22 protein-coding genes are annotated in these 26,588 nt (G+C 70.8%); 12 read left to right on the top strand and 10 right to left on the bottom strand.

The features are described from left to right. Positions 1-168 precede the first annotated feature (168 nt). From ACWGUG_RS15045 to ACWGUG_RS15090, 10 genes are all read left to right on the top strand, one after another. Positions 169-474, top strand: coding sequence for a hypothetical protein (locus ACWGUG_RS15045; RefSeq protein ID WP_336398302.1), 306 nt, complete (start codon positions 169-171; stop codon positions 472-474). Further along, the gene (locus ACWGUG_RS15050) at positions 475-1,707 is read left to right on the top strand and encodes a hypothetical protein (RefSeq protein WP_378882238.1); all 1,233 of its coding nucleotides are present in this window, start codon (positions 475-477) and stop codon (positions 1,705-1,707) included. 28 nt (positions 1,708-1,735) lie between these two features. Next, on the top strand, positions 1,736-2,353 hold the full coding sequence (locus ACWGUG_RS15055) for a hypothetical protein (protein WP_336398304.1): 618 nt from the start codon (positions 1,736-1,738) through the stop codon (positions 2,351-2,353). Next, the gene (locus tag ACWGUG_RS15060) at positions 2,350-2,964 is read left to right on the top strand and encodes a hypothetical protein (protein WP_452325161.1); all 615 of its coding nucleotides are present in this window, start codon (positions 2,350-2,352) and stop codon (positions 2,962-2,964) included. Before ACWGUG_RS15055 ends, ACWGUG_RS15060 begins: the two co-directional genes overlap by 4 nt. Continuing rightward, entirely contained in the window at positions 2,961-3,746 is a 786-nt protein-coding gene (locus ACWGUG_RS15065; protein WP_452325162.1) for a hypothetical protein, read from the top strand. Before ACWGUG_RS15060 ends, ACWGUG_RS15065 begins: the two co-directional genes overlap by 4 nt. 102 nt (positions 3,747-3,848) lie before the next feature. Continuing rightward, complete coding sequence (locus ACWGUG_RS15070; protein ID WP_194397663.1) at positions 3,849-4,136, top strand: WXG100 family type VII secretion target; 288 nt, start codon at positions 3,849-3,851, stop codon at positions 4,134-4,136. A 159-nt stretch (positions 4,137-4,295) separates the two neighbouring features. Beyond that, entirely contained in the window at positions 4,296-5,840 is a 1,545-nt protein-coding gene (locus ACWGUG_RS15075) for a DNA-3-methyladenine glycosylase 2 family protein (protein WP_452325163.1), read from the top strand. Next, positions 5,837-6,349, top strand: a complete 513-nt coding sequence (locus ACWGUG_RS15080; RefSeq protein ID WP_378882245.1) for a methylated-DNA--[protein]-cysteine S-methyltransferase — start codon at positions 5,837-5,839, stop codon at positions 6,347-6,349. Before ACWGUG_RS15075 ends, ACWGUG_RS15080 begins: the two co-directional genes overlap by 4 nt. Before the next feature lie 404 nt (positions 6,350-6,753). After that, on the top strand, positions 6,754-8,592 hold the full coding sequence (locus ACWGUG_RS15085; RefSeq protein ID WP_336398309.1) for an ABC transporter ATP-binding protein: 1,839 nt from the start codon (positions 6,754-6,756) through the stop codon (positions 8,590-8,592). Then, positions 8,589-10,403 carry an ABC transporter ATP-binding protein gene (locus tag ACWGUG_RS15090; RefSeq protein ID WP_452325164.1) on the top strand — a complete coding sequence of 605 codons (1,815 nt, stop codon included), beginning with the start codon at positions 8,589-8,591 and terminating at the stop codon, positions 10,401-10,403. Before ACWGUG_RS15085 ends, ACWGUG_RS15090 begins: the two co-directional genes overlap by 4 nt. Positions 10,404-10,605: 202 nt before the next feature. On the opposite strand, the gene ACWGUG_RS15095 is transcribed toward ACWGUG_RS15090, so the two are convergent. The 7 genes from ACWGUG_RS15095 to ACWGUG_RS15125 all read right to left on the bottom strand — a co-directional run bounded on the left by ACWGUG_RS15095 (position 10,606) and on the right by ACWGUG_RS15125 (position 19,350). Beyond that, positions 10,606-11,493, bottom strand: a complete 888-nt coding sequence (locus ACWGUG_RS15095) for an endonuclease domain-containing protein (RefSeq protein WP_452325165.1) — start codon at positions 11,491-11,493, stop codon at positions 10,606-10,608. A 255-nt stretch (positions 11,494-11,748) separates the two neighbouring features. Beyond that, a complete protein-coding gene (locus tag ACWGUG_RS15100; protein WP_452325166.1) occupies positions 11,749-12,660 on the bottom strand; it encodes an N-acetylglucosamine kinase in 912 nt (303 codons plus the stop codon). Further along, positions 12,657-13,628: a glycoside hydrolase family 113 gene (locus tag ACWGUG_RS15105; RefSeq protein WP_452325167.1), complete on the bottom strand. Its 972-nt coding sequence runs from the start codon at positions 13,626-13,628 to the stop codon at positions 12,657-12,659. The genes ACWGUG_RS15100 and ACWGUG_RS15105 overlap by 4 nt, the downstream gene beginning before the upstream one ends. Then, positions 13,625-16,126, bottom strand: a complete 2,502-nt coding sequence (locus ACWGUG_RS15110) for a glycosyl hydrolase 2 galactose-binding domain-containing protein (RefSeq protein WP_452325168.1) — start codon at positions 16,124-16,126, stop codon at positions 13,625-13,627. The genes ACWGUG_RS15105 and ACWGUG_RS15110 overlap by 4 nt, the downstream gene beginning before the upstream one ends. Beyond that, the gene (locus tag ACWGUG_RS15115) at positions 16,123-17,025 is read right to left on the bottom strand and encodes a carbohydrate ABC transporter permease (RefSeq protein WP_336398314.1); all 903 of its coding nucleotides are present in this window, start codon (positions 17,023-17,025) and stop codon (positions 16,123-16,125) included. The genes ACWGUG_RS15110 and ACWGUG_RS15115 overlap by 4 nt, the downstream gene beginning before the upstream one ends. Beyond that, positions 17,022-18,014 (bottom strand): carbohydrate ABC transporter permease, encoded by a 993-nt coding sequence (locus tag ACWGUG_RS15120; protein ID WP_452325169.1) that lies wholly within the window; start codon positions 18,012-18,014, stop codon positions 17,022-17,024. Before ACWGUG_RS15120 ends, ACWGUG_RS15115 begins: the two co-directional genes overlap by 4 nt. Before the next feature lie 19 nt (positions 18,015-18,033). Next, complete coding sequence (locus ACWGUG_RS15125; protein WP_452325170.1) at positions 18,034-19,350, bottom strand: ABC transporter substrate-binding protein; 1,317 nt, start codon at positions 19,348-19,350, stop codon at positions 18,034-18,036. 291 nt (positions 19,351-19,641) lie between these two features. Between ACWGUG_RS15125 and ACWGUG_RS15130 the strand changes: the two genes are divergently transcribed. Then, positions 19,642-20,667: a LacI family DNA-binding transcriptional regulator gene (locus ACWGUG_RS15130; protein ID WP_452325171.1), complete on the top strand. Its 1,026-nt coding sequence runs from the start codon at positions 19,642-19,644 to the stop codon at positions 20,665-20,667. A gap of 16 nt (positions 20,668-20,683) precedes the next feature. Here the strand turns inward: ACWGUG_RS15130 and ACWGUG_RS15135 are convergent, their stop codons facing one another. Together ACWGUG_RS15135 and ACWGUG_RS15140 are read right to left on the bottom strand one after the other, a co-directional pair. Continuing rightward, positions 20,684-21,652: an acetylxylan esterase gene (locus ACWGUG_RS15135; protein ID WP_452325172.1), complete on the bottom strand. Its 969-nt coding sequence runs from the start codon at positions 21,650-21,652 to the stop codon at positions 20,684-20,686. A 154-nt stretch (positions 21,653-21,806) separates the two neighbouring features. Next, positions 21,807-22,259, bottom strand: coding sequence for a GNAT family N-acetyltransferase (locus ACWGUG_RS15140; RefSeq protein WP_336398319.1), 453 nt, complete (start codon positions 22,257-22,259; stop codon positions 21,807-21,809). A gap of 148 nt (positions 22,260-22,407) precedes the next feature. Between ACWGUG_RS15140 and ACWGUG_RS15145 the strand changes: the two genes are divergently transcribed. Continuing rightward, positions 22,408-24,624, top strand: a complete 2,217-nt coding sequence (locus ACWGUG_RS15145; protein ID WP_452325173.1) for an NADP-dependent isocitrate dehydrogenase — start codon at positions 22,408-22,410, stop codon at positions 24,622-24,624. A gap of 71 nt (positions 24,625-24,695) precedes the next feature. Here ACWGUG_RS15145 and ACWGUG_RS15150 read toward each other — a convergent pair whose 3' ends face one another. Continuing rightward, a complete protein-coding gene (locus tag ACWGUG_RS15150; protein ID WP_452325174.1) occupies positions 24,696-26,432 on the bottom strand; it encodes a L,D-transpeptidase family protein in 1,737 nt (578 codons plus the stop codon). Positions 26,433-26,588: the final 156 nt, after the last annotated feature.

The raw sequence follows: 26,588 nt of genomic DNA on the forward strand, positions 1-26,588 counted from the left end.
ACGGCATCAACGACATGTCGGAGGCTCTGCTGGGCATGATGCGTGCCATCCAGGACCTCGACCAGCAGCTCGCCGGCGGCTGAACCGACGGACTTCACGCGTGGGGAACCACGGTTCCCCACGCGTCCTCTCGTTCGATCACGGCCTTGGGAGTGAACACACGTGTCGGTGAAGATCTCATACGACGAGCTCGGTGCGCTGTACACCAACCTGCTCGCGACGCAGACGGAGTTCGAGTCGGCGTCCAAGCGGCGGAGCGACCTCAGCCATGACATCGGGTCGCCGTACGGTCGCAGCGACCTCCGCGACAAGACCGACGACTTCGAGGAGCGCTGGGACGACCGGCGCAACAAGCTCAACGAGGGCCTGAAGGCGGTCACCGAGCAGGCCAAGACGGTCCTCGAGGGCTTCGGCGACTTCGACACCCAGGTGGCCGCAGAGCTCGCGGCGCAGATGCAGGAAGTGGGCGAGTAGATGGCGATCCACCAATCCCCGAAGGGACGCCCGATCGAGGTCGTGTCGGGCAACGGCGACGACGTCCGCGAACGCGGCCAGCAGATCATCAACCTCGGCGCGGCCATGTCGGAGGCCGAGACGCTGCTCACGCGGCTCGTCGACGACGGCGCCGACATGGAGGGCAAGGCGGTCGACAAGCTCCGCGAGCTGAGCGGGGAGGTCAACGTCGAGCTCGGCCGGGCGGCGGAGCTGTACCAGGCGGTCGGTCCGTTCGTGCGGGACTACGGCTCGGAGCTGGCCGCGGTCAAGGCGCTCATGAAGGTGACCGTGCCCGACGCCGACACCTACTGGCAGAACTACCAGCAGGCCCTCAGCGAGTGGCAGAGCGCGCAGATGGCGCCGGTGCCCTACCCCGAGGGATCCGGCGACGACGACTCCGCCCGCACCGAGGCGGAGCGCACCCACGACAACGCCGTGGAGTCCGCCGAGGGCGACAAGGACGCCGCCTACGCACTGTGGAAGGGCGCCGCCGACGACTTCGACGAGCAGTACGACCGGTGGGAGACCGCGTTCGATGCGGCCGTCGAAGGCGTGCGGTCCTCGAACGCCAACGCGATCAAGGACGGCTGGCGCGACAACCTCGACGGCTTCGTCGACTTCGCGCTGGACGTGCTCGCGGTCGCGGGCGTCGTGCTCGCCGTGCTCGCGATGGTGGTCGGCGGACCCATCGTCGCCCTGCTTGCGCTCGCCGTCGGCGTGCTCACGCTCGCGGGAACGCTCTGGCAGTACTCGCGCGGCGATGCCGCGCTCTGGGAGGTCGGCCTCGCGGTGCTCGGCGTGCTCCCGTTCGGCGCGTTCGGCGAGTTCGCCAGTGGCGGCTTCGGGGCCGGCATGCGGGCGTGGGCGGGCCTTCCCACGGGCGGCATGTCGTACGGCGACGACTTCGCCCGGTGGACGCTGAGCATGGGCTCGCGCAGCCCGGGTCAGTGGATCTCGAACATGCGCTCGCTGGGCCCGGAGGCGGGGTACGTGGTGAACTCCTTCGACGACATCCTGAGCACGGTGATGACCGGACAGGATCCCTTCATGTGGGAGGTCATCGGAGCCCTCGGCACCACGGGCGAGCAGCTCACCTACGCCTTCAGCGGCCTGGGTGCCCACTACAACAACATCGCCACGCTCGCCGGCGGCCTGCAGGGCACCGTGGAGCTGGCGACGGGCATGGACCGCATCGCCTACCCGACGTGGTGACCGGGTCGACTGTGGCAGGGTGGAGCGGGTGAGTTCACTGCGCGATCAGCTCGCCGGCGGGCGTCCGGGAGTCCCCGAGTTCCGGATGACGCTGCCCGAGGGCTGGACCATGTACGACACCTCCGGCGCGACCGAGCGTGCGCTGCTGGACCGGGCGAAGGCGCGGCTGCGCGAGGCGCACCGGCCCGACGTGTACGCCGCGCTGGAGACCCACGTCACCGGCGCGCTCGGGGCGGCGCGGCGTCAGGGGGCGTTCGTGATGATCATGGCGGGTGAGGATGCCCCGCAGTGGTCGACGGTCCCCATCAGCGTGCTCGGCACGATCACCGAGGGAGCGCCCGGCGTGTCCCTGGACGCCATGGTCGCCGACGCCGTCGAGCGGCGCGGCGCCCGCGCGCTCGAGGGCAGCCGGCAGTTCCTCCGCTGGACGGATCGTCGCACCGTGGAGCTGTCGGGGGAGTCTGCCGGCGCCTACACGATCGTGTACCTCACGCCCCTGCCGGGATCCCGCCGCACCAAGGCCCTCCAGCTCACGGCGACGCTGGTCCACCCGACGGACGTCGACCCCGACGAGGACCCGTACATGAAGAACTGGCTGTCCCTGATGGACGCGCACGTGCTGACGTTCGCCTGGACCGGGCGATGACGCGCGTCGACTTCGGCTTCGACGCCGCGACCGTCGTCCCGCTGCCCGGAGCCGACCTCGGCTCCGGTGACGTCGAGGCCTGGGCCGCCGAAGCGGCGGCGCGGATGGCCGGGCTCCACGACCTCCCCCCGCAGGAGACGGAGGTCCTGGCCCGGGCTCTCGCGCGTGCGCAGCGGTCGGCGGCATCCGATCCCGGCACCAACCTGCTCACCTTCGAGCCGGCCACGTGGTCGTGGGCGCCACTGCGCCTCACCCTGGCCGACGGGGAGCCGGATGCCGACGAGCAGCGGCGGTACCTCTGGCCGCCGTCGGTCCTCGCTCCTCGGATCCGGCCTGCCCGCTCGGCCGGTCTCGGCGAGGGCTGCTCGGTCACCCTCATGGACGAGGACGGCCGCGGCGTGGTCCGCTGGCTCTTCATGACCACCGGCGCGTCGTTCTTCGCCGTCCTGGGACCGCTCGACCCGGCGGCGATCGCGCTGTCCGCCGCGCGGGTGGAGGACCTGCTCGACACCGTGCGCATCGACGGCGCGCCCTGGACGCCGTCCGGCCTGCTCGACGTGCCCGCCCTCGTCCAGTCCGCGCAGGACCCGGAAGGACTGTGGCGGGTATGACCGACGCGCCCGCGACGGCGTACGCGCGCACGGTGAGCGCGTGGACGCCGCTGGACTGGTGGAAGCTCGAGGCCCGCGCCCTGCACCACGTGCCCGACGCGCGCCGCGCGCTGGCCTTCTTCGCGCCGCCGGCGGCGTGGAAGGACCTCGCGAAGAACGTCGCGCCCGCCTGGGGGTGCCTGCTCACCCTGTCGCACATCGCGAGTTTCACGCTGCCCGTGGTGGCGCTGCTGATGCTGCTGCCCTGGCTCTTCGACCGCACAGAGACCGCGCTGGTCGGGTGGGCCGGCATGCTCGCCGGGATAGCCGCCCTCCTCGGCGCGAACGGCATCCTCACCGAGATCCGCGAATCGCTCGGCACCGAGCCCGGCATCCACCGGCTGCTGGGGGCGCTCCACCTCGTCCCGTCCGCGATCGCCACCGCCGTCGCCGCGCTGGCGATCGCACAGGGCGCCGCCGACGCCCCGATCGGCATCGTGGGCCTCGCGGCAGACGTGGCCGTGGGCGTGCTGCATCTCGTACTGTTCCGCGGTCCCGCGCACACCGGCACGGATCGATGGCGGCGGAGCCTCACGGCCCTCGAGAAGGCCGTCGAGGGGATGCCTCCCGACGAGCGCGCCCGCATCTACGCGGACGTCCAGGGTGCGCTGGCCGTCCTCGCGGAGCGGGGGCTCATCACCGAGCCGGAGCTCGTGCGCGCCCGGGACGTGCGCATCGGACTGCTCGGCATCACGATGGCGCCCCGTGAGGACCTCACGCCCCGAGGCGGACGAACGGCGTGAGCGCCGGATGGGGAATGGTCCCCATGGGCCCCGGCGCCGGCCCGGGTTAGCGTGGAGGGCATCGGCCGGCTGGGTCGGGTTATCTGAGTGAGGGAGTTGACGATGGCGGATTTCGGTGCCTCGTATGCGGAGATGGAGCAGGTGGCGTCGTCGCTGTCGCAGGCTCGTGATGACATCCAGGGTCAGCTGGACGCGCTGAAGAGCCAGGTGGACACGCTGCTGGGTGAGGACTTCAAGACGCAGCACGCGTCGGGGAAGTTCGGTGAGGGCTATTCCGAGCTGACGACGGGTCTGAAGGGTGCGGTGGACGGCATCAACGACATGTCGGAGGCTCTGCTGGGCATGATGCGTGCCATCCAGGACCTCGACCAGCAGCTCGCCGGCGGCTGAACCGACGGACTTCGGCGGCCGGTCGTCGCCCCGCTTCGCGGCGGGGCCGCGACCGGCCGCTTCGTCGTCTGCGGGCGGCGCGCGGCCTGCCTCGCGGGGCGTCACCGTCGTGTCCGATTTCCGCGAGCCGATGTCGGGGGAGCGTGTCAGGCTAGGGGCATGAGCCTGGCGATGACGTTCGACGAGAGGTACCGCGCGATCGACTCGCGCGATGCGCGCTTCGACGGCCAGTTCGTCACGGCGGTGCGGTCGACCGGCATCTACTGCCGTCCCAGCTGCCCCGCGCGCACGCCGAAGGCGTCGAACGTCACGTTCTACCCCACGAGCGCCGCCGCCCACGAGGCCGGCTACCGCGCGTGCAAGCGGTGCCTGCCCGAGGCCGCGCCGGGGTCGCCGCAGTGGAATCTCCGCGGCGACACCGCCGGCCGCGCGATGCGGCTCATCGCCGACGGCGTCGTCGAGCGCGAGGGCGTGCCGGGCCTCGCCCGGCGGCTGGGCTACTCGCCGCGCCACCTGACGCGCCTGCTCACCGCCGAGCTCGGCGCCGGTCCGCTCGCGCTCAGCCGCGCGCACCGGGCGCAGACGGCCCGCATGCTCCTGGTGGGCACCGACCTGCCCGCGGCGGACGTCGCGTTCTCGTCGGGGTTCGCGAGCGTGCGGCAGTTCAACGACACCGTCCGCGAGGTGTTCGGCCTGTCGCCGCTCGAGCTGCGCGCCCGGCGCCGCCTGCCGCGCCCCTCCAGCGCGCCGGAGGACGCGATGCTCGGCGCGATCGACCTCGTGCTGCCGCATCGCGGGCCGCTCGATGCCGACGGGCTCTTCGCGTGGATGGCGGCCCGCGCCGTGCCGGGCGCCGAGGTGGCGACCTCGACGTCGTTCGCCCGCACGCTGCGGCTGCCGCACGGGCCGGCGTGGTTCGAGCTGCGTGTCGACGATGCCGGACGCGTGCGGCTTCGGGCCCGCCTGACGAACCTCGCCGACCTCTCGACCCTCGTCACGCGGGCCCGGCGGCTGTTCGACCTCGACGCCGATCCCGTCGCGGTCGACGAGGCGCTCGGTGAGCATCCCGAGCTCGCGCCGCTGGTGGCGGACCTGCCCGGCATCCGGGTGCCGGGGGCCGCCGATCCGCACGAGATGCTCGTCCGCGCGATGGTCGGGCAGCAGATCACGGTGGCGGCGGCGCGCACTGCGCTCACGCAGCTCACGACGGCGCTCGGCGACGACGTGGACGGGGCCGAGGGCACGGTGAAGCTGTTCCCGACGATGGCGGCCATCGCCGACCGCGGCCACGAGGTGCTGCGCGGGCCCGCCGCCCGCATCCGCGCGATCACCGGGGCGGCGGCGGCCCTCGCCGACGGCTCCCTCACGCTGACGACCGGCGACGACGCCGTCGAGCAGCGGGCCGCGCTCCTGGCCATGCCCGGCATCGGCCCGTGGACCGCCGACTACGTGCGCATGCGCGTCCTCGCCGACCCCGACGTGTCCCTCCCCGGCGACGTCGCCGTGCGCACCGGCGCCGCGGCCGCGGGACTCCCGTCCGAGCCGCGCGCCCTCACCGGCTGGGCGGCGCGCACGGCGCCATGGCGCAGCTACCTCACCGCGCACCTGTGGCGCGCCGTCCCGCCGAAGGGCCCCGCGCAGCGCAGGGGCGCCGCATCCGTCCTCTCCGTCCCGCCCGTCCCGACCACCGGAGGCATGCCATGACCACCGCGACCATCCAGACCATCGACACCCCCGACGGGGCGTTCACGATCCTCACCGACGACGAGGGGCGCGTGCTCGCATCGGGCTGGACCTCCGAGGCCGGCCGCATCCTCGAGCGTCTGCGGGCATCGGACCGCCCGTCCTCCGTGGCGGAAGGGCGAACGGATGCCGCCGCCGCCGTCTCGGCCTACTACGACGGCGACCTCGCCGCCATCGACGGCATCCCCGTCGTGCAGCACGGCACGGTCATGCAGCTGACCGGGTGGAGCGCTCTGCGGCGCATCGCCCCCGGCCGGCCGCTGACGTACGCGGAGTTCGCCGCGGAGCTCGGGTCGCCGAGCGCGGTGCGGGCCGCGGCCTCGATCTGCGCGCGCAACGCGCCCGCGCTGTTCGTCCCCTGCCACCGGGTGCTGCGCACCGGGGGCGCGCTCGGCGGCTTCGCGTGGGGGCTCGACGTGAAGCAGCGGCTGCTCGACCGCGAGGCCGGTGTGCCCGCCCTCGTGGTCTGACACCGCTCGCCGACAACCGCTTTCCGGGGGACCGGAAAGCGGTTGTTGCGTTCAGTCAACTCCCAGGTATAGGCTGGTCGGCTGTCGCACCGCGAGGAAACCCGCGGTGCCGACATGCCCATTCCGCTCATCCCAAGGAGGAAGAAATGTCTCAGGCCGCCGTCGCTGCGAACGCCGCTCTCGTCCTCCGCTCCGCGGGACCCCGCACCGCCATCCGGCTGCCGCGTCCCCGCATTCAGGGGTAGCAGCCTCCTCCGCACGCCCCGGCTCGGCCGGCTTCGGCATATCGCCGCCCGGCGAAGCGTTTCCCCACTCGGAGCCTTCGCACGACGACGCCCGCCCATGGGCGCCGTTCAGACACGACCCGACGACGGGTCACCGCATCACCGCCACCCACAAGGATCATGACCTCCACCGCCACCCCTGAGCGATCAGAACCGCAACGGTCCGAACTGTCCACCTTCCAAGCCCTCGGCCGGCTGACGCCCTTCGTCAAGCCGGTGCTTCCGCGTCTCGCGCTCGGCGGCGCCAGCGCGCTCGTCGCGAGCCTGCTCGCCCTCGGCATCCCGCTCGTGCTCGAGCAGGTCGTCCGCGGCCCGATCTCGTCGGGCGACATCGCCGCCATCGGGTGGGGCGCCGCCGCCATCCTCGCCCTGGGCCTCGCCGAGGCCGCCATGGTGTGGCTGCGCCGCTGGTTCGTGCTGGGGCCCGCCACGCTCGTCGAGTACGACCTGCGCCAGACGTTCTACTCGCGGCTGCAGCGGCTCCCGGTCGCGTTCCACGACCGCTGGCAGTCCGGCCAGCTGCTCAGCCGCATGATGCAGGACATGAGCATGCTCCGCCGCTGGCTCGCCTTCGGCCTGGTGCTGCTCGTCGTGAACGCGATCACCATCGCCGTCGGAACCGCGCTGCTGTTCCGCTGGCACTGGCTCCTCGGCACGATCTTCCTCATCACCTCGGCGCCCCTCTGGTACGCCGGCTACCGGTTCGAGAAGACCTACGGCACCCTCGCCCGGCAGTCGCAGGACCAAGCGGGCGACCTCGCCACCTCGGTCGAGGAGAGCGTGCACGGCATCCGCGTGCTCAAGGCGTTCGGTCGCGGCAAGCACGCGCTGCAGAAGTTCGCGCGGCAGGCCGAGACGCTGCGCCAGACCGAGCTCAGCAAGGCCCGCGCCATCGGCTGGATCTGGTTCTGGCTGGTGCTGCTGCCCGACGTCGCGTTCGCGCTGTGCCTCGGCGCCGGCATCTACCTGACCGCGATGGGTCAGCTGCAGGGCGCCGAGCTGATCGCGTTCTTCGCGATGGCGACCGTGCTGCGCTGGCCGATGGAGTCCATCGGGTTCCTGTTCTCGTTCCTGCTCGACGCCCGCACGGCGACCGACCGCATCTTCGAGGTCTTCGACGAGGAGAACACGATCGTCGACCCCGAGAACCCCGTGTCGATCGCGAAGCCGCGCGGCGAGCTGGCGTTCGAGGACGTCCACTTCCGGTATCAGGACGCCGCGTCCCGCGAGCGCGATCTGCTGGACGGCGTCGACCTCGTGCTGCGCCCCGGCGAGACCATGGCGCTGGTCGGGCTCACCGGCTCGGGCAAGACGACGCTCACCACGCTCCCGACGCGCCTGTACGACGTGACGGGCGGCCGCGTGACGCTGGACGGCGTCGACGTGCGCGACCTCACCCTCGCCGAGCTGCGCCGGCACATCGGCATGGCGTTCGAGGACGCGACGCTCTTCTCGCAGTCTGTGCGCGACAACGTGCTGCTCGGTCGTGAGGACCTCGAGCCCGGCAGCGCCGAGGCCGAGCGCGTGCTGCGCGAGGCGCTCGGCGTCGCGCAGGCGTCGTTCGTCGACGACCTGCCCGACGGCGTCGACACGGTCATCGGCGAAGAGGGACTCTCGCTCTCGGGCGGGCAGCGGCAGCGCCTCGCGCTCGCCCGCGCGGTCGCCGCGCGCCCCGCGGTGCTCGTGCTCGACGACCCGCTGTCGGCGCTCGACGTCGACACCGAGGCGCTCGTGGAGGACGCCCTGCGCGAGGTGCTCCACGAGACGACGGCGCTCGTCGTCGCCCACCGTCCGTCGACCGTCATGCTCGCCGACCGGGTCGCGCTGCTCGAGGCGGGCCGCGTGACGGCGGTCGGCCGCCACTCCGAGCTGCTGCGCACCAGCGAGCACTACCGGCACGTGATCTCCAGTCTCGAGATCGAAGAAGCCCGCATGCGGGAGAGGGAGGTGACCCTGTGAGCACCACCGTCGTCGGAACGAGCGGGGAGGACCGCTCCGACTACACGCGCGACGAGAGCAGGGCGATCCGCAAGCGGTCGCTGCGCCTGCTCGGGTCGCTCATCACCCCGGTGCGCGGTCAGCTGATCCTGGCTGCGGTCGTGCTCGTGGTCTCGACGGCGCTGCGCGTCGCCGGCCCCTGGCTCATCGGCATCGGGATCAACAACGCGCTGCCGGCGGTCATCGAGCGGAACGACTGGATGCCGACGACCGTGGTCGTCGCCGTCTACCTCGTCGCCGCGATCGGCGGCGCCGCCCTCATCGGGTGGTACGTCGTCGTCGCCGCGCGCCTCACCCAGGCGATCATGCTGGACCTGCGCAAGCGCATCTTCCTGCACACGCAGCGGCTGAGCCTGGAGTTCCACGAGTCGTACACGTCCGGCCGCATCATCTCGCGCCAGACGAGCGACCTCGACACCATCCGGGAGCTCCTGGACGGCGGTCTGAACGAGCTGGTGTCCGGCATCCTGTACGGCGCGTTCACGCTGGTGGCGCTGTTCCTCGTGGACTGGCAGTCCGGGCTGATCCTGACGGTCATGGGCATCCCGCTGTTCCTGCTGATGCGGTGGTTCTACACCCGCTCGCAGCGGGTGTACCGCGAGTCGCGCGTCATCAGCGCCGGCGTCATCGTCAAGTTCGTCGAGACCATGACCGGCATCCGCGCCGTGAAGGCCTTCCGCAAGGAGGTCCGCAACGACGAGGAGTTCGGCGTGCAGGCGATGAACTACCGCGACGTCAACATGCGCTCGATCCGCCTCTTCGGCACATTCGAGCCGGGGCTCATGGCCGTGGCATCCGTCACCCTCGCGGTCGTCATCGCCTGGGGCGGCATCCGCGTCGCCGGCGGCGTGATGGAGATCGGCTTCCTGCTGTCGGCGGTGCTGTACGTGCGCAACTTCTTCTCGCCGCTGCAGGAGGTGGCGTTCTTCCTGAACTCCTACCAGTCCGCGACGGCGGCGCTGGAGAAGGTGTCGGGCGTGCTCGAGGAGCAGCCGACCGTCCCCGACCCCCGCGACCCGGTCGATCTGTGGGAGGCGAAGGGCCACATCCGGTTCGACGACGTGGTGTTCGGGTACTCCCGCGACCGGGTCATCCTGCCGGACTTCTCGCTGGACATCCCCGCGGGGCAGACGATCGCGCTCGTCGGCACGACCGGAGCCGGCAAGTCCACGCTCGCCAAGCTGGTGTCGAGGTTCTACGACCCGACCGAGGGGGCCGTGACGCTCGACGGCGTGGACCTGCGCCGCATGCACCCGAAGGACCTCCGGCGGGCGATCGTCATGGTCACGCAGGAGGCGTACCTGTTCAGCGGCACGGTCGCCGACAACATCGCGCTCGGCAAGCCCGACGCGACGCTCGACGAGATCAAGGCGGCGGCGCGGGCGGTGGGGGCGGATGCCTTCATCGAGCGCCTGCCCGACGGCTACGACACCGACGTCAACAAGCGCGGCGGCCGCGTGTCGGCGGGGCAGCGGCAGCTGATCTCGTTCGCGCGGGCGTTCCTCGCCGACCCGGCGGTGCTCATTCTTGACGAGGCCACGGCCTCGCTCGACATCCCGTCGGAGCGGCAGATCCAGGACGCGCTGCAGACGCTGCTCGCCGACCGCACCGCGATCATCATCGCGCACCGCCTCTCGACGGTCGCGATCGCCGACCGCGTGCTGGTCATGGAGCACGGCCGCATCATCGAGGACGACACCCCCGAGACGCTCATCGGCGGCACGGGCAAGTTCGCCCAGCTGCACGCCGCCTGGCGCGAGTCGCTCGTCTAGCCCGCGAACCCGGATGCCCCGGCCCCGCCTGTCCACGCGGGGCCGGGGCATCCGCCGTCTCCGGGCTCCCGCTGTCCGCGCCCGCCCAATCGGATCCGGAATTCGGACTTCACGCCACTTTCCGGATCCTCCAACGTGGAACGCTCCGGAAACGGAGCGATTGTCCGAGTTCCGGATCCGCCGACGCGGCGCCCGCGACGATTCAGCGAGCGAGGTGCGAGCCGGCGGCGATCGCGCGCGCGATCGTCCGCTCGACGGCGTCCCAGTCGTGCATGACCTGTGCGTAGGTGAACCGGATCACCGTGTACCCCTGGAGCGTGAGTTCCGCGTCGAAGGCGACGTCCTTCGAGCGCTGCGCGGAGGACGAGTGATGGGCGAAGCCGTCGACCTGGATCACGAGGCGCTCACCGATCAGGAGGTCGACAGGTCGTCCGAGCAGGACGACCTGCTGACGCATCGGGATGCCCCAGGCACCGAGCCGCACGGCGATGATCGTCTCGAGACCGGAGTCGGACTGGTCCGACGCCCGGTCGGCGCAGTCTCGCGCCCGACGGTGGGGCCAGCGGACGCGGCGGATCGCGATCGGGGTGATCTGCTCGATCTGGAGTGCGGAGTTCCAGAGGATCTGCGCGTTCTCGGGCGACAGGCAGACGGCGATGTGGGCGAGAGTGTCTTCGATCGACTCGACCAGCCCGTGGCCCGGCGCCGGTGCGATCCGCTGCGTCCAGTGCGCGGTGACGGGGGATATCGGCGACGTCGCATGGGGCTCGAGGCGCACATGCACGGAGTCGTCCATCCCATCGGGTGTCCACCATCCCCGGCGCCGCGCAGCCGAGACGCACGTGAGGCTGCCGCCGTTCTCGGCGGCAGTGAGGAGATCGGCGGGTGCGGCATCCGTCGCCAGCCAGTCCCGACGGACACGACGGACGGCACCGCACCGCACCGCCGCGCGACGCACGGCCACACCGAATCCCGCGTTCGCGGCGGCATCCCGGTGGGCGATGCCGCCCGCCGCGTCCACCCACTCCGCCAATCGGCCGACCTCGCGCGCCACCCGCTGGACAGGACTCACTCGGTGGACGACGCTCACACGAGCATCCTGCTGCGCGGCACGCTCCGCACCGCGCCGTCCACAGCCCGCGCGCGCCACGCCGCGTGAATCCTGCCCTGGGGAGGAGGGGGCTTTGTGCGACGCCCCGCAGATTGCCTCGTCAAGCCCTACTTTCGCGGATCCGGAAATCGGACTTCACGCCGTTTTCCGGACTTCCCGAGGCGAGCGGATCCGGAAACGGTGCGATTGTCCGAATTCCGGATCCGCGCGCACAGCGAAGGAACGCGACGACCCTCAGGCGTGGGCGAACGACACGGCGTGGGCGAGCGGATGCCGCGCCTCGAGGCCCGCGAGCGCGACGGCGCCGTCGATGCCGTGGCCGCGGGGCTCCACGAGGGCGACGTCGAGCTCGCTCGCGGCGATGTGCGAGGCGAAGGCCTCGCGCAGCTGCGGCGAGCGGAAGACGCCGCCGATCGCGCACACCGAGAAGTGCTCGCGATCGTCGGAGCGCACCCGCCGCAGCGCCGTCTCGACGCTGTGGGCGAGCTCGCCGCCGGCGCGGACGGTGATGTTCTGCGACACCGCGTCGCCCTCGGCGGCGAGCCGGGCGACGTGCTCGGCGAACGACGCGACGAGGCGCACGCGGTCGGGGTCGGACTGGATGTGGATGTACGCCTGGCTGAGGTCGGGCCAGCGCTCCTCGGCCACGGCGCGCAGCGACGTCGCGGGGCCGCGGCCGTCGAACTCGCGCATGACCGCGTCCAGCGCCTCGCGCCCGATCCAGTAGCCGCTGCCGGCGTCGCCGACGAGGTAGCCCCACCCGTCGACGCGGGCCACGCGCTCGGCTCCGACGGCGAGGGTGACCACCCCGGTGCCGGCGGCGACGACCGCGCCCCGCTCGTCGCCCAGCGCGCCGAGGAACGACGTGGTCGAGTCGTGGGCCAGGATCACCTCGTGCACCGCGGGGTCGTCGATGCGGGCGAGGAGGGCCGCGGCATCCGCTTCCCGCGTCGTCAACCCGGAGACCCCGGCGGTCACGACCGAGACATCGGCGCCGATGCGCACGATGGTCGCGTCGGCGACGGCCGCCAGCTGGGGGAGCAGCGGCTCGTCGGTGCGGATGCCGGGGAACACCAGGTCCTGCTCGCGCACCCGCACCTTGATCCCGGTCTGCCCGGCGTCGATCGCCAGGACGCCGGCGGTCACCGCGTCACCGCCGCGGTCAGCGCGGTGTACCGCTCGCGCAGGAGGTCGCCCGCGGGCTTGCCGTACGGGCAGTAGTCGTCGTTGCGCGCGGCATCCGCCACGTCGTAGAGCCGAGCGGGCCAATCCCACATCATGAATCCCCCCAACCACGGGCGCTGCGCGCACGCGTCGAACATGACTCTGTAATACCGCAGCTGCTCCTCGGCCGAGGGGGCTCCGGGCAGCGACCAGTCGTTCGGACGCTCCGCCGACCCCTCGCGCGCGGGGCACCCGGCCTCCATGAAGAAGAACGGCTTGCCCGTCGCGGCGACGGCGCGCTCGATGCGGTCGAGCTCGGCGTCCCACCGGTCGATGGGGTAGTACCCGCTCGACGTGACGACGTCCACGGCGTCCCACCAGGTCAGGCGGTCCTCCTGGTACTTGTCGCAGTTGTACGTGACGATGCCGGAGTACTCGGCTCGGACCGCCGCGATCAGCTCGCGCCACTCGGCCTCGCGCGCGTCGGCACGCACCATCTCGCAGCCGACGCAGAGCATCTCGCAGCCCTCGGCTTCGGCGATGCGGGCGGCGTGGACGACGAACGCACGGTACGACGCGAACCACTGCGCCCACGTCGGCTCGCCGGGGACGTCCTGGTCGAAGAAGCCGATGTGCGCGCGCCACGTGCCGTCGGCCACGTTGACGACGGGCTTGAGGCACACCTTGAGCCCGAGCGCCTTCGCCTCACGGATCGCCCACACGATCTCGTCGTCCGTGACGGTCGGCTCGTCGCCGAACCGGACGTCGGTCGACTGCGCGGTGTCCTGCAGGGCCGAGTACGCCAGCGCCGTCCAGTTCACGCCGTGGTCGGCCATCGCCCGGAGGGACGCGGATGCCTCTGCGGTGCGCCACGTGCCGCGCACGCCGGTCCACCCCCACGTCATCCCGGCCACGTACGGCTCGAGCGCGCGGGCCGTCTCGGCGCTCACGAGGCGACCAGTTCGTTCGCGGTGCGGAGCACGCGCGGATCGGACAGAGCGGATGCCTCGAGCGCGGCGCCGTCGTGCCGCACGAGGATCGTCGTGCTCTCGCCGGGCAGCAGCGTCAGCAGGGCGTCGGAGGCCACGGCATCCGGGACGACCTTGTCGACGAGCAGCGTGAGGTCGCGCACGAGGCCGGCACTCGTGAGCGTCACGCGGGTGCCGCCGTCGGCGGGCTCGGTGCTCACCTCGACCGATGCCGCCTCGAGCGCCGAGTCGCGCGGTTCGGCGAAGAACCAGAACCCGCGCGTCTCGCCGACTCCCGCGATGACGAGCTCGCGCGCCGCGTCGGCCGGCGTCGCCACGTCGGCCGGCAGGGCCACGGTCACGGTTTCGCGCGGCGCGAGCGACACCGGCGACGTGAAGCGGGCGAGCGCGCCCCCGGCGACGTCAAGCCGGCGGGCGACGAGCTCTCCCGTCCACGGCTCGGCGGTGTCGTTGACCAGCACCGCGGCCAGGCCGCCGTCGCGCGGCTGGATCGTCGCCAGACGCGGCGCGAAGGCGTGCTTCAGCCCGTAGTACAGCGGCTTCGGCCGCTCGTCGCCGTCGATCGCGGCCCACGACGTCACCGGCCAGCAGTCGTTGAGCTGCCAGACGACGGCGCCCTGCGTGTGCGGCGCCCACGAGCGGAAGTGCTCGAGCGCGGTGCGCACCGCGAGGGCCTGGTTGAGCTGCATCGCCCAGTGCCAGTCCTCCATGGCCTCCGGCATCCGGAAATGCGGGATCAGCCCGTTCGTGAGCTTGGTGTTCCCCTCCATCGCCTTCTGGTGCACGATCATCCCCGGCGACTCCGGTGTGAGCGGGTCGTCCGAGACCGATCGCGTGAGCGTCGTCCACGTGGGCGGGCCCTGCCAGCCGAACTCGGCGACGAACCGCGGCCGGTGGTCGCGGTAGGTCGCCCAGTCCTGACGGTTCCACTGCTCCCACAGGTGCATCGACCCGTGCTGCTCGTCGTTGGGGTGGGGGCCGGTCTGGCGCTCGCCGTCCCAGCCCATCCCCGGGCTGAACGGGCTGCCCGGCGCATACGGGACGTGCGGGGCGAGCTCGGCGACCAGCGCGGGGAACAGCTCGTAATAGTAGTGCGCGCCCCAGCTCTTGCCGTCCAGGCGCAGCTTCCAGCCCCAGTCCTCGTAGCCCCACAGGTTCTCGTTGTTGCCGGTGAGCAGCACGAGCGAGGCGTGGTGGGCGAGTCGCACGATGTTCTCGCGCGCCTCCGCCTCGACCTCGGACCGCAGCGGCTCCTCCTCGGCGTACGCGGCGCACGCGAACAGGAAGTCCTGCCACACCAGCAGCCCGAGCTCGTCGGCCAGTTCGTAGAAGTCGTCGGACTCGTACAGCCCGCCGCCCCACACCCTGATCAGATTCAGGTTGGCGTCCAGGGCCTGCGCGAACCGGCGCCGAAGCCGGTCGCGCGTGACGCGGACGGTGAGGGCATCGTCGGGGATCCAGTTGACGCCCTTGACGAAGACCGGCTGGTCGTTGACGACGAGGGTGAACGGCGTGCCGTCCGCGTCGGGCGTCGTGTCCCACCGGACGTCGCGGAATCCCACGGACCGGTGCGTCGCGTCCAGCGGCTGCGGGGCGTCGCCGTGCAGGCGGACGTCCACCACGTACAGCGGCTGGTCGCCGTACCCCGCCGGCCACCAGCGCCGGGCGGCGGGCAGGTCGACGCGCACCTGCGCGCGGTCGCCGACCACGTCCACGACCGTGCCCGGCAGGTCGTCGCCGAGTCCCGGACCGTTCACGACGACGCTGACCGAGAGGGGGACGGATGCCGCACCCGCCGCCCGTTCGAGCTCCACGTCGACCGTGATCGTCCCGCCGTCGCCTGCGGGCGTCGCGACCACCCTCGTCTGCGCGAGGCGGGCGACCGACCACGATTCGAGGCCGACGGGCTTCACGATCCCGCTCGTGTAGGTGGCGATGCCCCAGTCCCACCCGAAGCTGCAGGCGGACTTGCGGATGGCGTCGTACGGCAGCGGGTAGGGCCGCTGGCGCACGCCGAGCGCCACGCTCTGCTCGTTCGCGTACTTCACGGGGGAGCGGAAGCGCACCACGAGCTCGTTCTCGCCGGCGACGAGTGCGTCGCGTACGGCGAACCGGTAGGAACGGTGCTGGTTGGCGGTGGACCCGAGCACCCGGCCGTTGAGGGCGACGGATGCGACGGTGTCGAGCCCCTCGAACACGAGGTCCGCGCGGTCCGAGCCGTCGGGCTCCCACGCGAACGACGTCGCGTACGTCCAGTCCACGAGGCCGATCCACGAGAGCGCCGACTCGTTGTCGTCGAGGAACGGATCCGGGATGAGGTCTGCGGCGAGCAGGTCGGTGTGCACGCATCCCGGGACCGCGGCCGGGACGGGGCCCTCCAAGCCGGCCGGGGCGGGCCCCCTCTCGGCGCGGAGGGTCCAGCCCGAGTCGAGTGGTCGGAAGGTGCGGGTGAGGGTCACTTGACGGCTCCTGAGGTGAGGCCCTTGTAGATCCAGCGCTGAAGCAGGAGGAAGGCGATGAGGGTGGGGATGATGACCAGGACGGTGCCGGCCGCGATGACCTCCCACTGCGCGCCGAACGGTCCCTTGAACCGGAACAGCGACGTCGAGATGAGGCCCTCCGACGGCAGGTAGAGGAAGGGTGCGTAGAACTCGTTGTACACCGCGATGCCCTTGATGATCACGACGGTCGCGATGGCGGGCTTGAGGAGCGGCAGCACGATGCGCCAGTAGATGGTCCACCGGTTCGCGCCGTCGATCATCGCCGCTTCGTCGAGCGACACCGGGATCGACTGCATGAACTGGATGAACAGGTAGATGGCGATGATGTCGGTGCCCATGAAGAGCAGGATCAGGGCGGCCTTCGTGTCGTACAGGCCCAGGCCGTTGATGAGCTGGAAGGTCGCGACCTGACTCGTCACGCTGGGGATGAGCGTGGCGACCAGGAACAGGCCGAAGACGAGCTTCTTGCCGCGGAAGGCGAAGCGGTCCAGCGCGTATGCGGCCATGGTGCCGATGAAGATCGTGCCGGCCAGCGACACCACGAGCACGATCGTCGTGTTGACGAAGCCCTCCAGCATCTCGCCGCTGGTGAACGCCGTGACGAAGTTGTCGAAGTTGAGCCAGTTCGACGGCGGGTCGAAGGGACCCGTCTGCGCATACTCGGGCGCCGTCTTCAGGCTCGCGAACAGCAGCACCGACAGCGGCAGCAGCGTCACGACGGACGCGATGACGAGGCTCAGGTACTTGGCCGTCGTCGCGCTGATCCCGCGCAGTCGCTCGAGAGGGGAACGGCCCCGGATGCTGCGTGCCGGCGCAGCCGGGGTCGTGGCGGTGCGCGGCGATTCGGTGATGGTCATGTCAGGTCGACCTTCTCGTCGGGGAACACCTTTCGCTGGATCCAGGTGACGACCAGCACGATCGCCAGGAGCACGACGGCCATGGCGGAGGCGAGGCCCACCTGCCGGAAGGTGAACGCGGTCTGGAGCGTCTGGATCACGAAGGTTGCCGATCCGTTGGCGCCGCCGGTCATGATGAAAGGGATCTCGAAGACGCTGAGGCTGCCGGCGATCGCGAGGATGAACGACAGGCCGACCACGCGCCGGATGCCGGGGAAGATGATCGCCCAGAACTGCTGCCAGCGGCTCGCCCCATCGAGCTCGGCCGCCTCGTACAGCTCGTGCGGGATGGACTGGATGGCCCCCAGGAACAGCACGAAGTTCATGCCCGTGTAGCGCCACACCGACGTGCCCGCCAGCGACCAGTTGACGACGTCGGGGTTGCCGAGCCAGTGCGGCGGGTCGCTGACGCCGAACCAGCTGAGGACGGTGTCGAGCGTCCCGCCGGGCTGGAAGAGGTAGAGGAACACGAAGCCGATCGCGACGCCGTTGATGAGGTAGGGGAAGAACATGATGCCGCGGAAGAGGTTGGAGAAGCGCGTCGAGAAGCTGAGGATCGTCGCGAAGTAGAGCGCGATCGCCATCTGCGCGAAGGACGCGAAGAAGTAGTAGAGGCTCACGCCGAAGACGGAGAAGATCCGCGGGTCGGTGAACACCTGCACGTAGTTGTCGAGCCCGACGAAATCCTTCTCGAGGTCGATGCCGTCCCAGTCGGTGACGCTGAAGTAGAAGAGGTTCACCGCCGGCCAGTAGGTGAACAGCAGCAGGAAGCCCACCGCCGCGGCGAGGAAGAGCCACGGGGTGAGGTGCTGCAGGATGCTCCGCCCGGCGGAGCCGCCGCGCGGGCGGCCGATCCGGCGGATTCCTCCGCCGAATCGCCGCGCCCGCGCGGGCGCGGAGAGGACGGCAGGGGCATCCGCCGGTGCCGCACCAGGTGTCGCGATGGCCATGAGTGCCGTCCCCGTCCGCTCAGCCCGCGAGCTTCTCGACCGACGCGCCCCAGCGCTCGTTCAGCTCGGCGAAGTAGCTCTCTTTGTCGCCGTCGGCCGCGCCGCGGGCGATGTCGACAAGCTTCTGCCGGTAGATCGGGCCGTACAGGTCGATCTGGGAGTCATCGGCGATGTTGTTGATGAGTCCCTCCTTGCCGGCCGGGGCGGGGTTGATCTCCATCAGCTCGACGCCCGCCTCCTCGAAGCCCTGCAGGTTCTCGGGGAGCGGCTTGTCGAGCACCGGCGAGATCATGCCCTGCGCCTCGGTGTAGCCGGAGTCCTCGACCACCCACTGGATCCAGGCCCACGCCGCCGCCTTGGCCTTGGAGTGCTTGCTGACCGCGAGGTTGTAGTCCCCGCCGATCACCGCGAGCTGCCGGCCGTCGACGCTCGCCGGGAACGCCATGTAGCCGATGTCGTCGGCGGATGCGCCGTTGTCCTCGGCGGCCGCCTGCATCTGCGAGATCGCCCACGATCCGAGCGTCATCGCGGCGATCTTTCCGGTGCCGAGGTCGACCTTGGACTGCTCCCAGTTGGTGGTGAGCGGGTCGTCCTCGGTCAGGCCTGCCGCCACCGATTCGTACAGCAGCGAGTCGATCGCGTAGACGTCGGTGCCCTCGGTCCACGGCGCGGGATCCTCCGCCATGGTGATCGGCGCGTCGGCATCGTCGGTGACGACACCGAGGTTGCCGAAGCTCTGCGTCAGCGGCCAGCCGTCCTTGTAGTTCGTGTACAGCGGGATCGCGTCGGTGTCGTCCTTCACCTGCTGCAGGGCATCCAGCCACTCCGCCTCGGAGGTCGGCAGCTCGGTGACGCCGGCCTCTTCGAAGATGCGCTTGTTGTAGACGACGCCGTTGGCGTTGCCTCCCCAGGCGATGCCGTACTGGGTGCCGTCGTAGCTCGCGGCGGGGAGGAAGCGGTACGTGTCCTCGAAGTCCGACGTCTCGCCGAGGGGCTCGAGGAACTGCTCGTACTGCTCCGGCTTGATCGCGGGGATCCCGATGACGTCCCCGTAGTTGGTCGTGCTCATGCGCGTGAGCATCTCGCCGGCGTAGTCGGTGATGCCCTCGAACGTCACGTTCACGTCCGGGTACTTCTTGTTGAACTCCTCCGCGTACTTCTCGAACGTGCCGTCCTCGACGAGGTCGGTGCGCCAGGTGACGACCTTGATGTCGCCCTTCACCTCGCCGTCGATCGTGTTGTCGGCGTCGTCGCCCGCCCCGCCGCCGGCGCAGCCGCTCAGCGCGACCGCGGCGGTGGCCGCGAGCGCGATGCCCGCGAGTGCCTTCTTGGCCATGTGATGCTCCTTGTCAGGTTCGCCCTTGAACTTTCCGGTGCGGCTGTTCGCACCGTTGCGTGGTTCGTCGCGCCGTCAGGCTAAAGGCATTCGAAGCGGTTTCGCAAGCGTCGGATGTCAGCGCTGTCTAAGCCTGTCCGCGATGTGAAGCGTAAGAAATAAAGCATTATAACCAGGCATATTTTCTCCATCGCTCGCGCGGAGGCCGTCCGAATGTCTGTGAAATGTCCTACGTGGACATCAGCCGCAGGACGGTGCTAGCGTGGTGGCGTCGGCGAGGAGGCCACACCGATGACCGTTCAGCAGCGCGCAACGCTCGAAGACGTCGCCCGTCTGGCGGGCGTGAGTTCCAAGACGGTGTCGCGGGTGTTCACGCATCGCGACCTCGTCGCCCCCGACACGGTGGATCGCGTGCTCGTCGCCGCCAAACGGCTGCGCTTCCGTCCCAACCCGCTCGCCCGCAATCTGCGGCGGGGCGGCCCGACGAACACGATCGGGTTCATCATGGGCGAGCTGAACAACCCCTTCTACTACAAGGTCGCGGCGGGTATCGAGCGCGAGCTGTCCGCGAACGGGTTCTCCCTCGTGGTGGCGACCACCGACGACACCGCCGAAGGGGAGGAGCGGGTCGCCGAGACGCTGCTGGGTCAGCGACTGGGGGCGCTGCTGCTGATCCCCGTCGCCGAGGACCAGTCCTACCTCGAGGGGGAGCGCCACCTGGGGACCCCGGTCATCGCGATCGACCGACCGGCACGCAACCTCGTCGCCGACTGCCTCGTCCTGGAGAACCACGGCGGCGTCTTCGACGCCACGACCCGTCTGCTGGAGCGCGGGCATCGGCGCATCGGCTACATCTGCAATCCGGCATCCGTCTACACCCAGGCCGAGCGGCTGCGCGGCTACCGGGACGCGCTGGCCGCCTACGGCATCCACGACTCATCCCGATGGGAGCGGCTCGCCGACGACCTGTCGGTGCCGGCCGACGGCTTCATCGCCGACCTGCTCGACCAGCCCGACGCGCCGACGGCGATCATCACCGGCAACAACCGGGTCACGGTCGGCGCGCTCCGCGTTCTGCGCGACCGCCACGACGACGGCCGCACCGCCCTCATCGGCTTCGACGACTTCGACACCGCCGACGTGCTCGGCGTGTCGGTGGTCACCTACGACCCGCTGGCGCTCGGACGCGCCGCGGCGACGCTCGCGATCGAGCGGATGCAGGACCCCGCCGGGTTCACGCGCCGACTGGAGCTGCCGACGTGGGTGGTCGAGCGTGGCACGGGCGAGCGCCCGCCCGCCGACCGGGCTCCGGCCTGACGAGGGCCGGAGTGCGTCAGAGGAGTCCGGCGAGGAAGCGGGCCTGCTTCGGGAACTGGAACGCCTGGCCGCCTTCGTGGCCGTTGTGCGTGTAGACCTCGATCCGCTTCGTGGCGGCGGTGTGGCGGTTGAACGCCGCGTACACCGTCGACGGGGGGCAGATGGTGTCCATGAGCGCGACGGAGTACAGGGCCGCGGCATCCGCCCGCTTCGCCATGTTGACCCCGTCGAAGTAGGACAGCGTCTCGAACACCCGGTCGTCGGCGCCGCGGTGGACGGCCAGATACCGGACCACCTCCTGGTACGGGTCGTCGCCGGTCAGCCCGACCGCGCGCTCGAAGTGGCACAGGAACGGCACGTCGGGCATGACCGCGACCAGGCCCTCCGACAGTCCGGCCGCCGCGATCGCGATGCCGCCTCCCTGGCTCGCGCCGCAGACCGCGACGCGCTCCGCGTCGACCTGCGGGAGCGAGCGCACCGCGTCGACGGCGCGGACCGCGTCGGTGTAGACGCGGCGGTAGTAGTAGGCGGCGGGGTCCTCGATGCCGCGCGTCATGAACCCGGACGAGGAGGGACCCGTGCCGTGGGGGTCGAGCGTGTCGCCGCCGGAGCCCCACATGGACCCCTGGCCGCGCGTGTCCATGAACAGGTGGGCATAGCCCGCGACCGCCCAGTTGATCCGCTCGCCCGCGACCCCGCGGCCGCCGCCGTAGCCCTGGAACTCCACGACGGCCGGCAGCGGGCCCTCCGCACCCGCCGGGAGGGTGAGCCAGGCGCGCACCGGGTCACCGGCGAAGCCCGGGAAGGTGACGTCGTAGACGTCGACCAGGGTGAGCGCCGTGTCGACACGGGTGAGGACGGGCGCGGCATCCGCTCGGCGTGACTCGGCGAGGGTGTCGGCCCAGAAGGCGTCGAAGTCGGCGGGTTCGCGGACCTCCGGGGCGAAGGTCTCGAGCTCGGCGGGGGACAGATCGAATCTCGGCACGGGCATACCCTAGCGCGTTCGCGACGAAGCGTTTCGACGGTGCCGCAGAGGGCGACGAGGCCTCGATGGGGGAGGGGTATTCGAGGCCCCGCCGCCGGTCTCGGAAGCCCCAGTCCGGGCGGCGTCGTGGCAGAGCGAGTGTCGCGCCCGCGTCTTACAGGCGCATCTCCGCGATCACTTCACCGTACTCGGTCTCCCCGACCGGTGTGAAGCCCACGCGCTCGAAGAATGCCTGCGGGCCGCCCTCGCCCGCCTCGTAGATGACGTTGACGTGGTCCATGCCCCGGTTGCGGGCCTCCTCCAGGAGTCCCGCGACCGCGAACCGGCCGACGCCGCGGCCCTGGTCGTCGGCGTCCACGTTGATGCGCCACAGGACCGAGCGGAAGTGCTCCTGCGGGGCGTCGGGGTCGAAGTTGCCGCTCACGAAGGCGACGACCTCCTCGCCGTCGAGCACGACGCGCTGCCAGGTCGTCTGCGGATTGACCACCGTCGCGGCGATGCCGTAGCTGACGGGGGACAGGTACTCCTCCTGCCCGGGCTTCAGCGACATATTGTTGACCGCCACGATGGTGGCGGCGGACAGTTCGACGAGTCGCAGGTCACCCATAACGCACAGGCTAGCGGGGATGGACGCATCCGGCACCGCCGGGATGTCGGATTAACACGGTGTTCATACGCGGAGATATCTTGACGTCGAGATATCTCCGGGCCTGTTGCGATAGGCTGACAGCCGACCCGCAAGAAGGACGTGACAGGTGACCGACTCCACCATCATCTACACCTACACCGACGAGGCCCCGGCTCTCGCGACCGCATCGTTCCTGCCGATCGTGCAGGCCGTCACCCGCCAGGCGGGTGTGGACGTCGAGACGCGCGACATCTCACTGGCCGGCCGCATCCTCGCGGCATTCCCCCAGAACCTCACCCCCGAGCAGCAGGTGGGCGACGCGCTCGCCGAGCTCGGCGGCCTCGCCACCCTCCCCGAGGCGAACATCATCAAGCTGCCGAACATCTCGGCGTCGATCCCGCAGCTCAAGGCCGCCATCGCCGAGCTGCAGTCGCAGGGCTACGACATCCCCGACTACCCGGACGAGGCCGAGACGCTCGAGCAGAAGGACGTCCGCGCCCGCTACGACCGCATCAAGGGCTCCGCGGTCAACCCGGTGCTGCGCGAGGGCAACAGCGACCGGCGCGCACCGCTCTCGGTGAAGAGCTACGCGCGCAAGCACCCGCACCGCAACAAGGCGTTCGCCGAGGGCTCGAAGACCCGCGTCGCCACGATGGGCCACGACGACTTCCGCTCGAACGAGAAGTCCTTCGTCTCCCCCGCCGACGACGTGCTGACCATCCAGCACGTGGCCGCCGACGGCACGGTCACCGAGCTCAAGACCGGCCTGAAGGTGCTGCCGGGCGAGATCATCGACGCGACCTTCCTCTCGGCGTCCGAGCTCGACGCCTTCCTGGCGCAGACGCTCAAGGATGCCGCAGCCGACGACGTGCTCTACTCGGTGCACCTCAAGGCGACCATGATGAAGGTCAGCGACCCGATCATCTTCGGCCATGTCGTCAAGGCCTACTTCGCCGACGTGTTCGCCACCTACGGCGACAAGATCGCCGAGGCGGGCCTGACCCCGAACGACGGCCTCGGCGCGATCCTCGCCGGCCTTCCGTCGGTCGAGGGCGGTGACGAGATCGCGGCGGCCATCGCGGCCGACCTCGAGCGCGGTCCTCGCCTGTCGTACACCAACTCGGACAAGGGCCTGACGAACCTGCACGTTCCCTCCGACGTGATCGTGGACGCCTCGATGCCGGCGCTCATCCGCAACGGTGGCAAGCTCTGGGGCGTCGACGGCGGCGAGGACGACACGCTCGCCGTGATCCCCGACTCGTCGTACGCCGGCGTGTTCCAGACCGTGATCGACGACGTGAATGCCCACGGCCCGCTCGACCCCGCCACGATCGGCTCGGTGCCGAACGTCGGTCTCATGGCGCAAGCGGCCGAGGAGTACGGCAGCCACGACAAGACCTTCGAGATCGCGGCTCCCGGCGTCGTCCAGGTCGTCGGCGGTTCCGGCGACGTGCTCCTCGAGCACGCCGTGCAGCGGGGCGACATCTGGCGGGCGACCCAGACCAAGGACGTCGCGATCCGCGACTGGGTCAAGCTCGCCGTCTCGCGAGCTCGCGCGAGCGCCACTCCCGCGGTGTTCTGGCTCGATGAGACCCGCGCCCACGACGCCGAACTGATCGGCAAGGTGAAGACGTACCTGGCCGACCACGACACCGAGGGCCTCACGATCGAGATCCTCGCTCCGGCGGCGGCGACGCAGTACTCGCTCGACCGGCTTCGCAAGGGTGAGGACACCATCTCGGTCACCGGCAACGTGCTGCGCGACTACAACACCGACCTGTTCCCGATCCTCGAGGTCGGCACCAGCGCCAAGATGCTCTCGATCGTGCCGCTGCTCTCGGGCGGTGGGCTCTTCGAGACCGGCGCCGGCGGTTCGGCTCCGAAGCACGTGCAGCAGCTCGTCTCGGAGAACTACCTGCGCTGGGATTCGCTCGGCGAATTCTTCGCGCTCGCCGCGTCGCTGGAGCACCTCGCGGACTTCACCGGCAACGTCAAGGCGCAGGTCCTGGCCGACACGCTGGATGCCGCGACCGGAACGTTCCTCGAGAACGACAAGTCGCCCGGCCGTGCGCTCGGGACGATCGACAACCGCGGAAGCCACTTCTACCTCGCGCTGTACTGGGCGCAGGAGCTCGCCGCGCAGCAGGCGGATCCCGAGCTGGCTGCGGTCTTCGCGCCGGTGGCCGAGGCGCTCGCGGCCGACGAGCAGAAGATCGTCGAGGAGCTGAACGCCGTCCAGGGCTCGCCGGCCGAGATCGGCGGCTACTACCGTCCCGACGCCGAGCTCGTGGCGGGAATCATGCGTCCGTCGGCGACCTTCAACGCCGTGATCGACGCGCTCTGAAACCCCGAGAGCAGGAAGGGCGGATGCTGCGGCATCCGCCCTTCCTCGTTCTCAGGTCGTCGCCGAGCAGGTCAGTGGTGAACCCACACCTCGGTGCCTCGGGCGGTCCAGTCGTAGACGAACTTGGCGGCCGACTCGGTCATGTTCACGCAGCCGTGGCTCATCGGCGTACCGAAGTTGTTGTGCCAATACGTGCCGTGGAAGGCGATGTCCGGCGCGAACCACGTGATCCAGGGCACGTCCTCCGTGCAGTAGCTGTTCTGTGCCTCCGGGTTGTAGCAGAGCGCCCCCAGGTCCTGGATGCGGGTGTACGCGTTCACGGTGAAGTGTCCCGTCGGGGTCGGGGTGGCGGCCCGCCCTGACGAGATCGCGTACGTGCCGACGACGTTGCCGTTCTCGAAGAGATACGCCGTCTGGCTGGACAGGTTCACCTCGACCGTGCGAGCCAGAGTCCTCATCTCAGGTGCAGTCTCGGTCACGGGCGCCGCGAACACCGCGTTTCCGGTGGCGAGCTGCTCGGCGAAGTCGGAGGCCACGTTCGAGGTGTCGCCGAGCTGCCGCCCGGACACTCCCGCAGCCTCCTCGCGGAGCACGGTGCCCGCCGAGTTGGTGATGACCGCGCCGTTCTCGACCGGCCGGTTGATGGCCGCCGCAAGGCCGTCGACCGCGGTCTGGATCGCGGCGGCGTCGGCGGTGATCTCGAAGCCGCCGCTCTCGGTGTCGGGCGCCACGTTCAACCACCCCGCCAGGGTGGCGCGATCGATCGGCACCGTGCGCTCCTCGCCGACGTAGAAGCCGGCCGTGTCGAGCATCCCGTTCAGCTGTGCCACCGCGGCGTCCGCCGTCTCGGTCGAGATGCCGGCCGGGATCTCGACCGCCACGGGCTCGACGTCGGCGCTCCGGGCGCCGGTCATCAGGGCGTCCTGCAGGGCGGCCTGCACGGTGGCGAGGTCGATCCCGGTGCCTGGAACAGCCGGCGTCACCACATACGAGGCCGACGCCGGATCGAAGGCCAGCGTCGCGTCGACCGGATCGGTGTACAGCTGGGGGACCGCCTCGCTGAGTGCTGCGGTCGCGGTGGCGGCGTCGAGCGCGACCTCTGCGTCGGTGCTCTGGAACCACGACGTCACGTTCCACATCGGGTGCTGCGCGAACGCGGCGTCGGCGAGAGCCTGCGCGTCGACGGTCGCTCCGAGCTCGGCGCCCGTCAGTTCGACGTCACCGTCCTCGCCGGCGATGACGACCGTGGTCTCGGCGAGGCTGCCGTCGATCGCGTCGGCGGCGGCGCCGGGCGTCAGCCATCCGACCGGAACCCCGGCGACCGTGGTGCCGGGGGCGATCAGCACGAGCGATGACACCACCAGTCCGACGACGGCGACGCCGGCGGCCGCGGTGATCCAGAGCCCGGTGCGCCTCTTCTTGGCCTTCGGCTCGGCGGGCGCCCACGCGTAGACGGCGGCGTCGGCAGAGATCGAGGGGAGCGGCGGCACCGGAGTCGTGGCCGCCGACGTGGCGAGCGCGGCTGTCGCGGCGGCCTCCGGCTCGGGCTCGTCGGCCTGCGCGGGCTCGTCGGCCGGCTTCGCTTCGTCGGCCGGCGCGGGCTCGTCGGCCGGCTCCGCTTCGTCGGCCTGCGCGGGCTCGTCGGCCGGCTTCGCCTCGACGGCCTCCTCGGCGTCGACGGCCCCCTCCGGCTCGTCGGCCGGCTCCGTCTCGACCGCGGTCTCGTCGCTTTCGACGGCCTGCTGGGCCCGGTCGTCGTCTTCTGAAGACGCCTCACCGGCCTGCGACTGGGTCGCCAGATCTGTCACGCCAACACCCCCGACTGTGATAAACGCTTCCCCCATGGTAGGTGACGGAGGCCACCCATGAGGTTACGGCCTGATCACGCATGAATCGCCGGTCACGCTGCGAAACGTGCGTGGACGCGTTTCGGACCGCCTGCGCGGGAGGTCACGGTTTTGTAA

Source organism: Microbacterium sp. NPDC055455 (assembly GCF_053619935.1).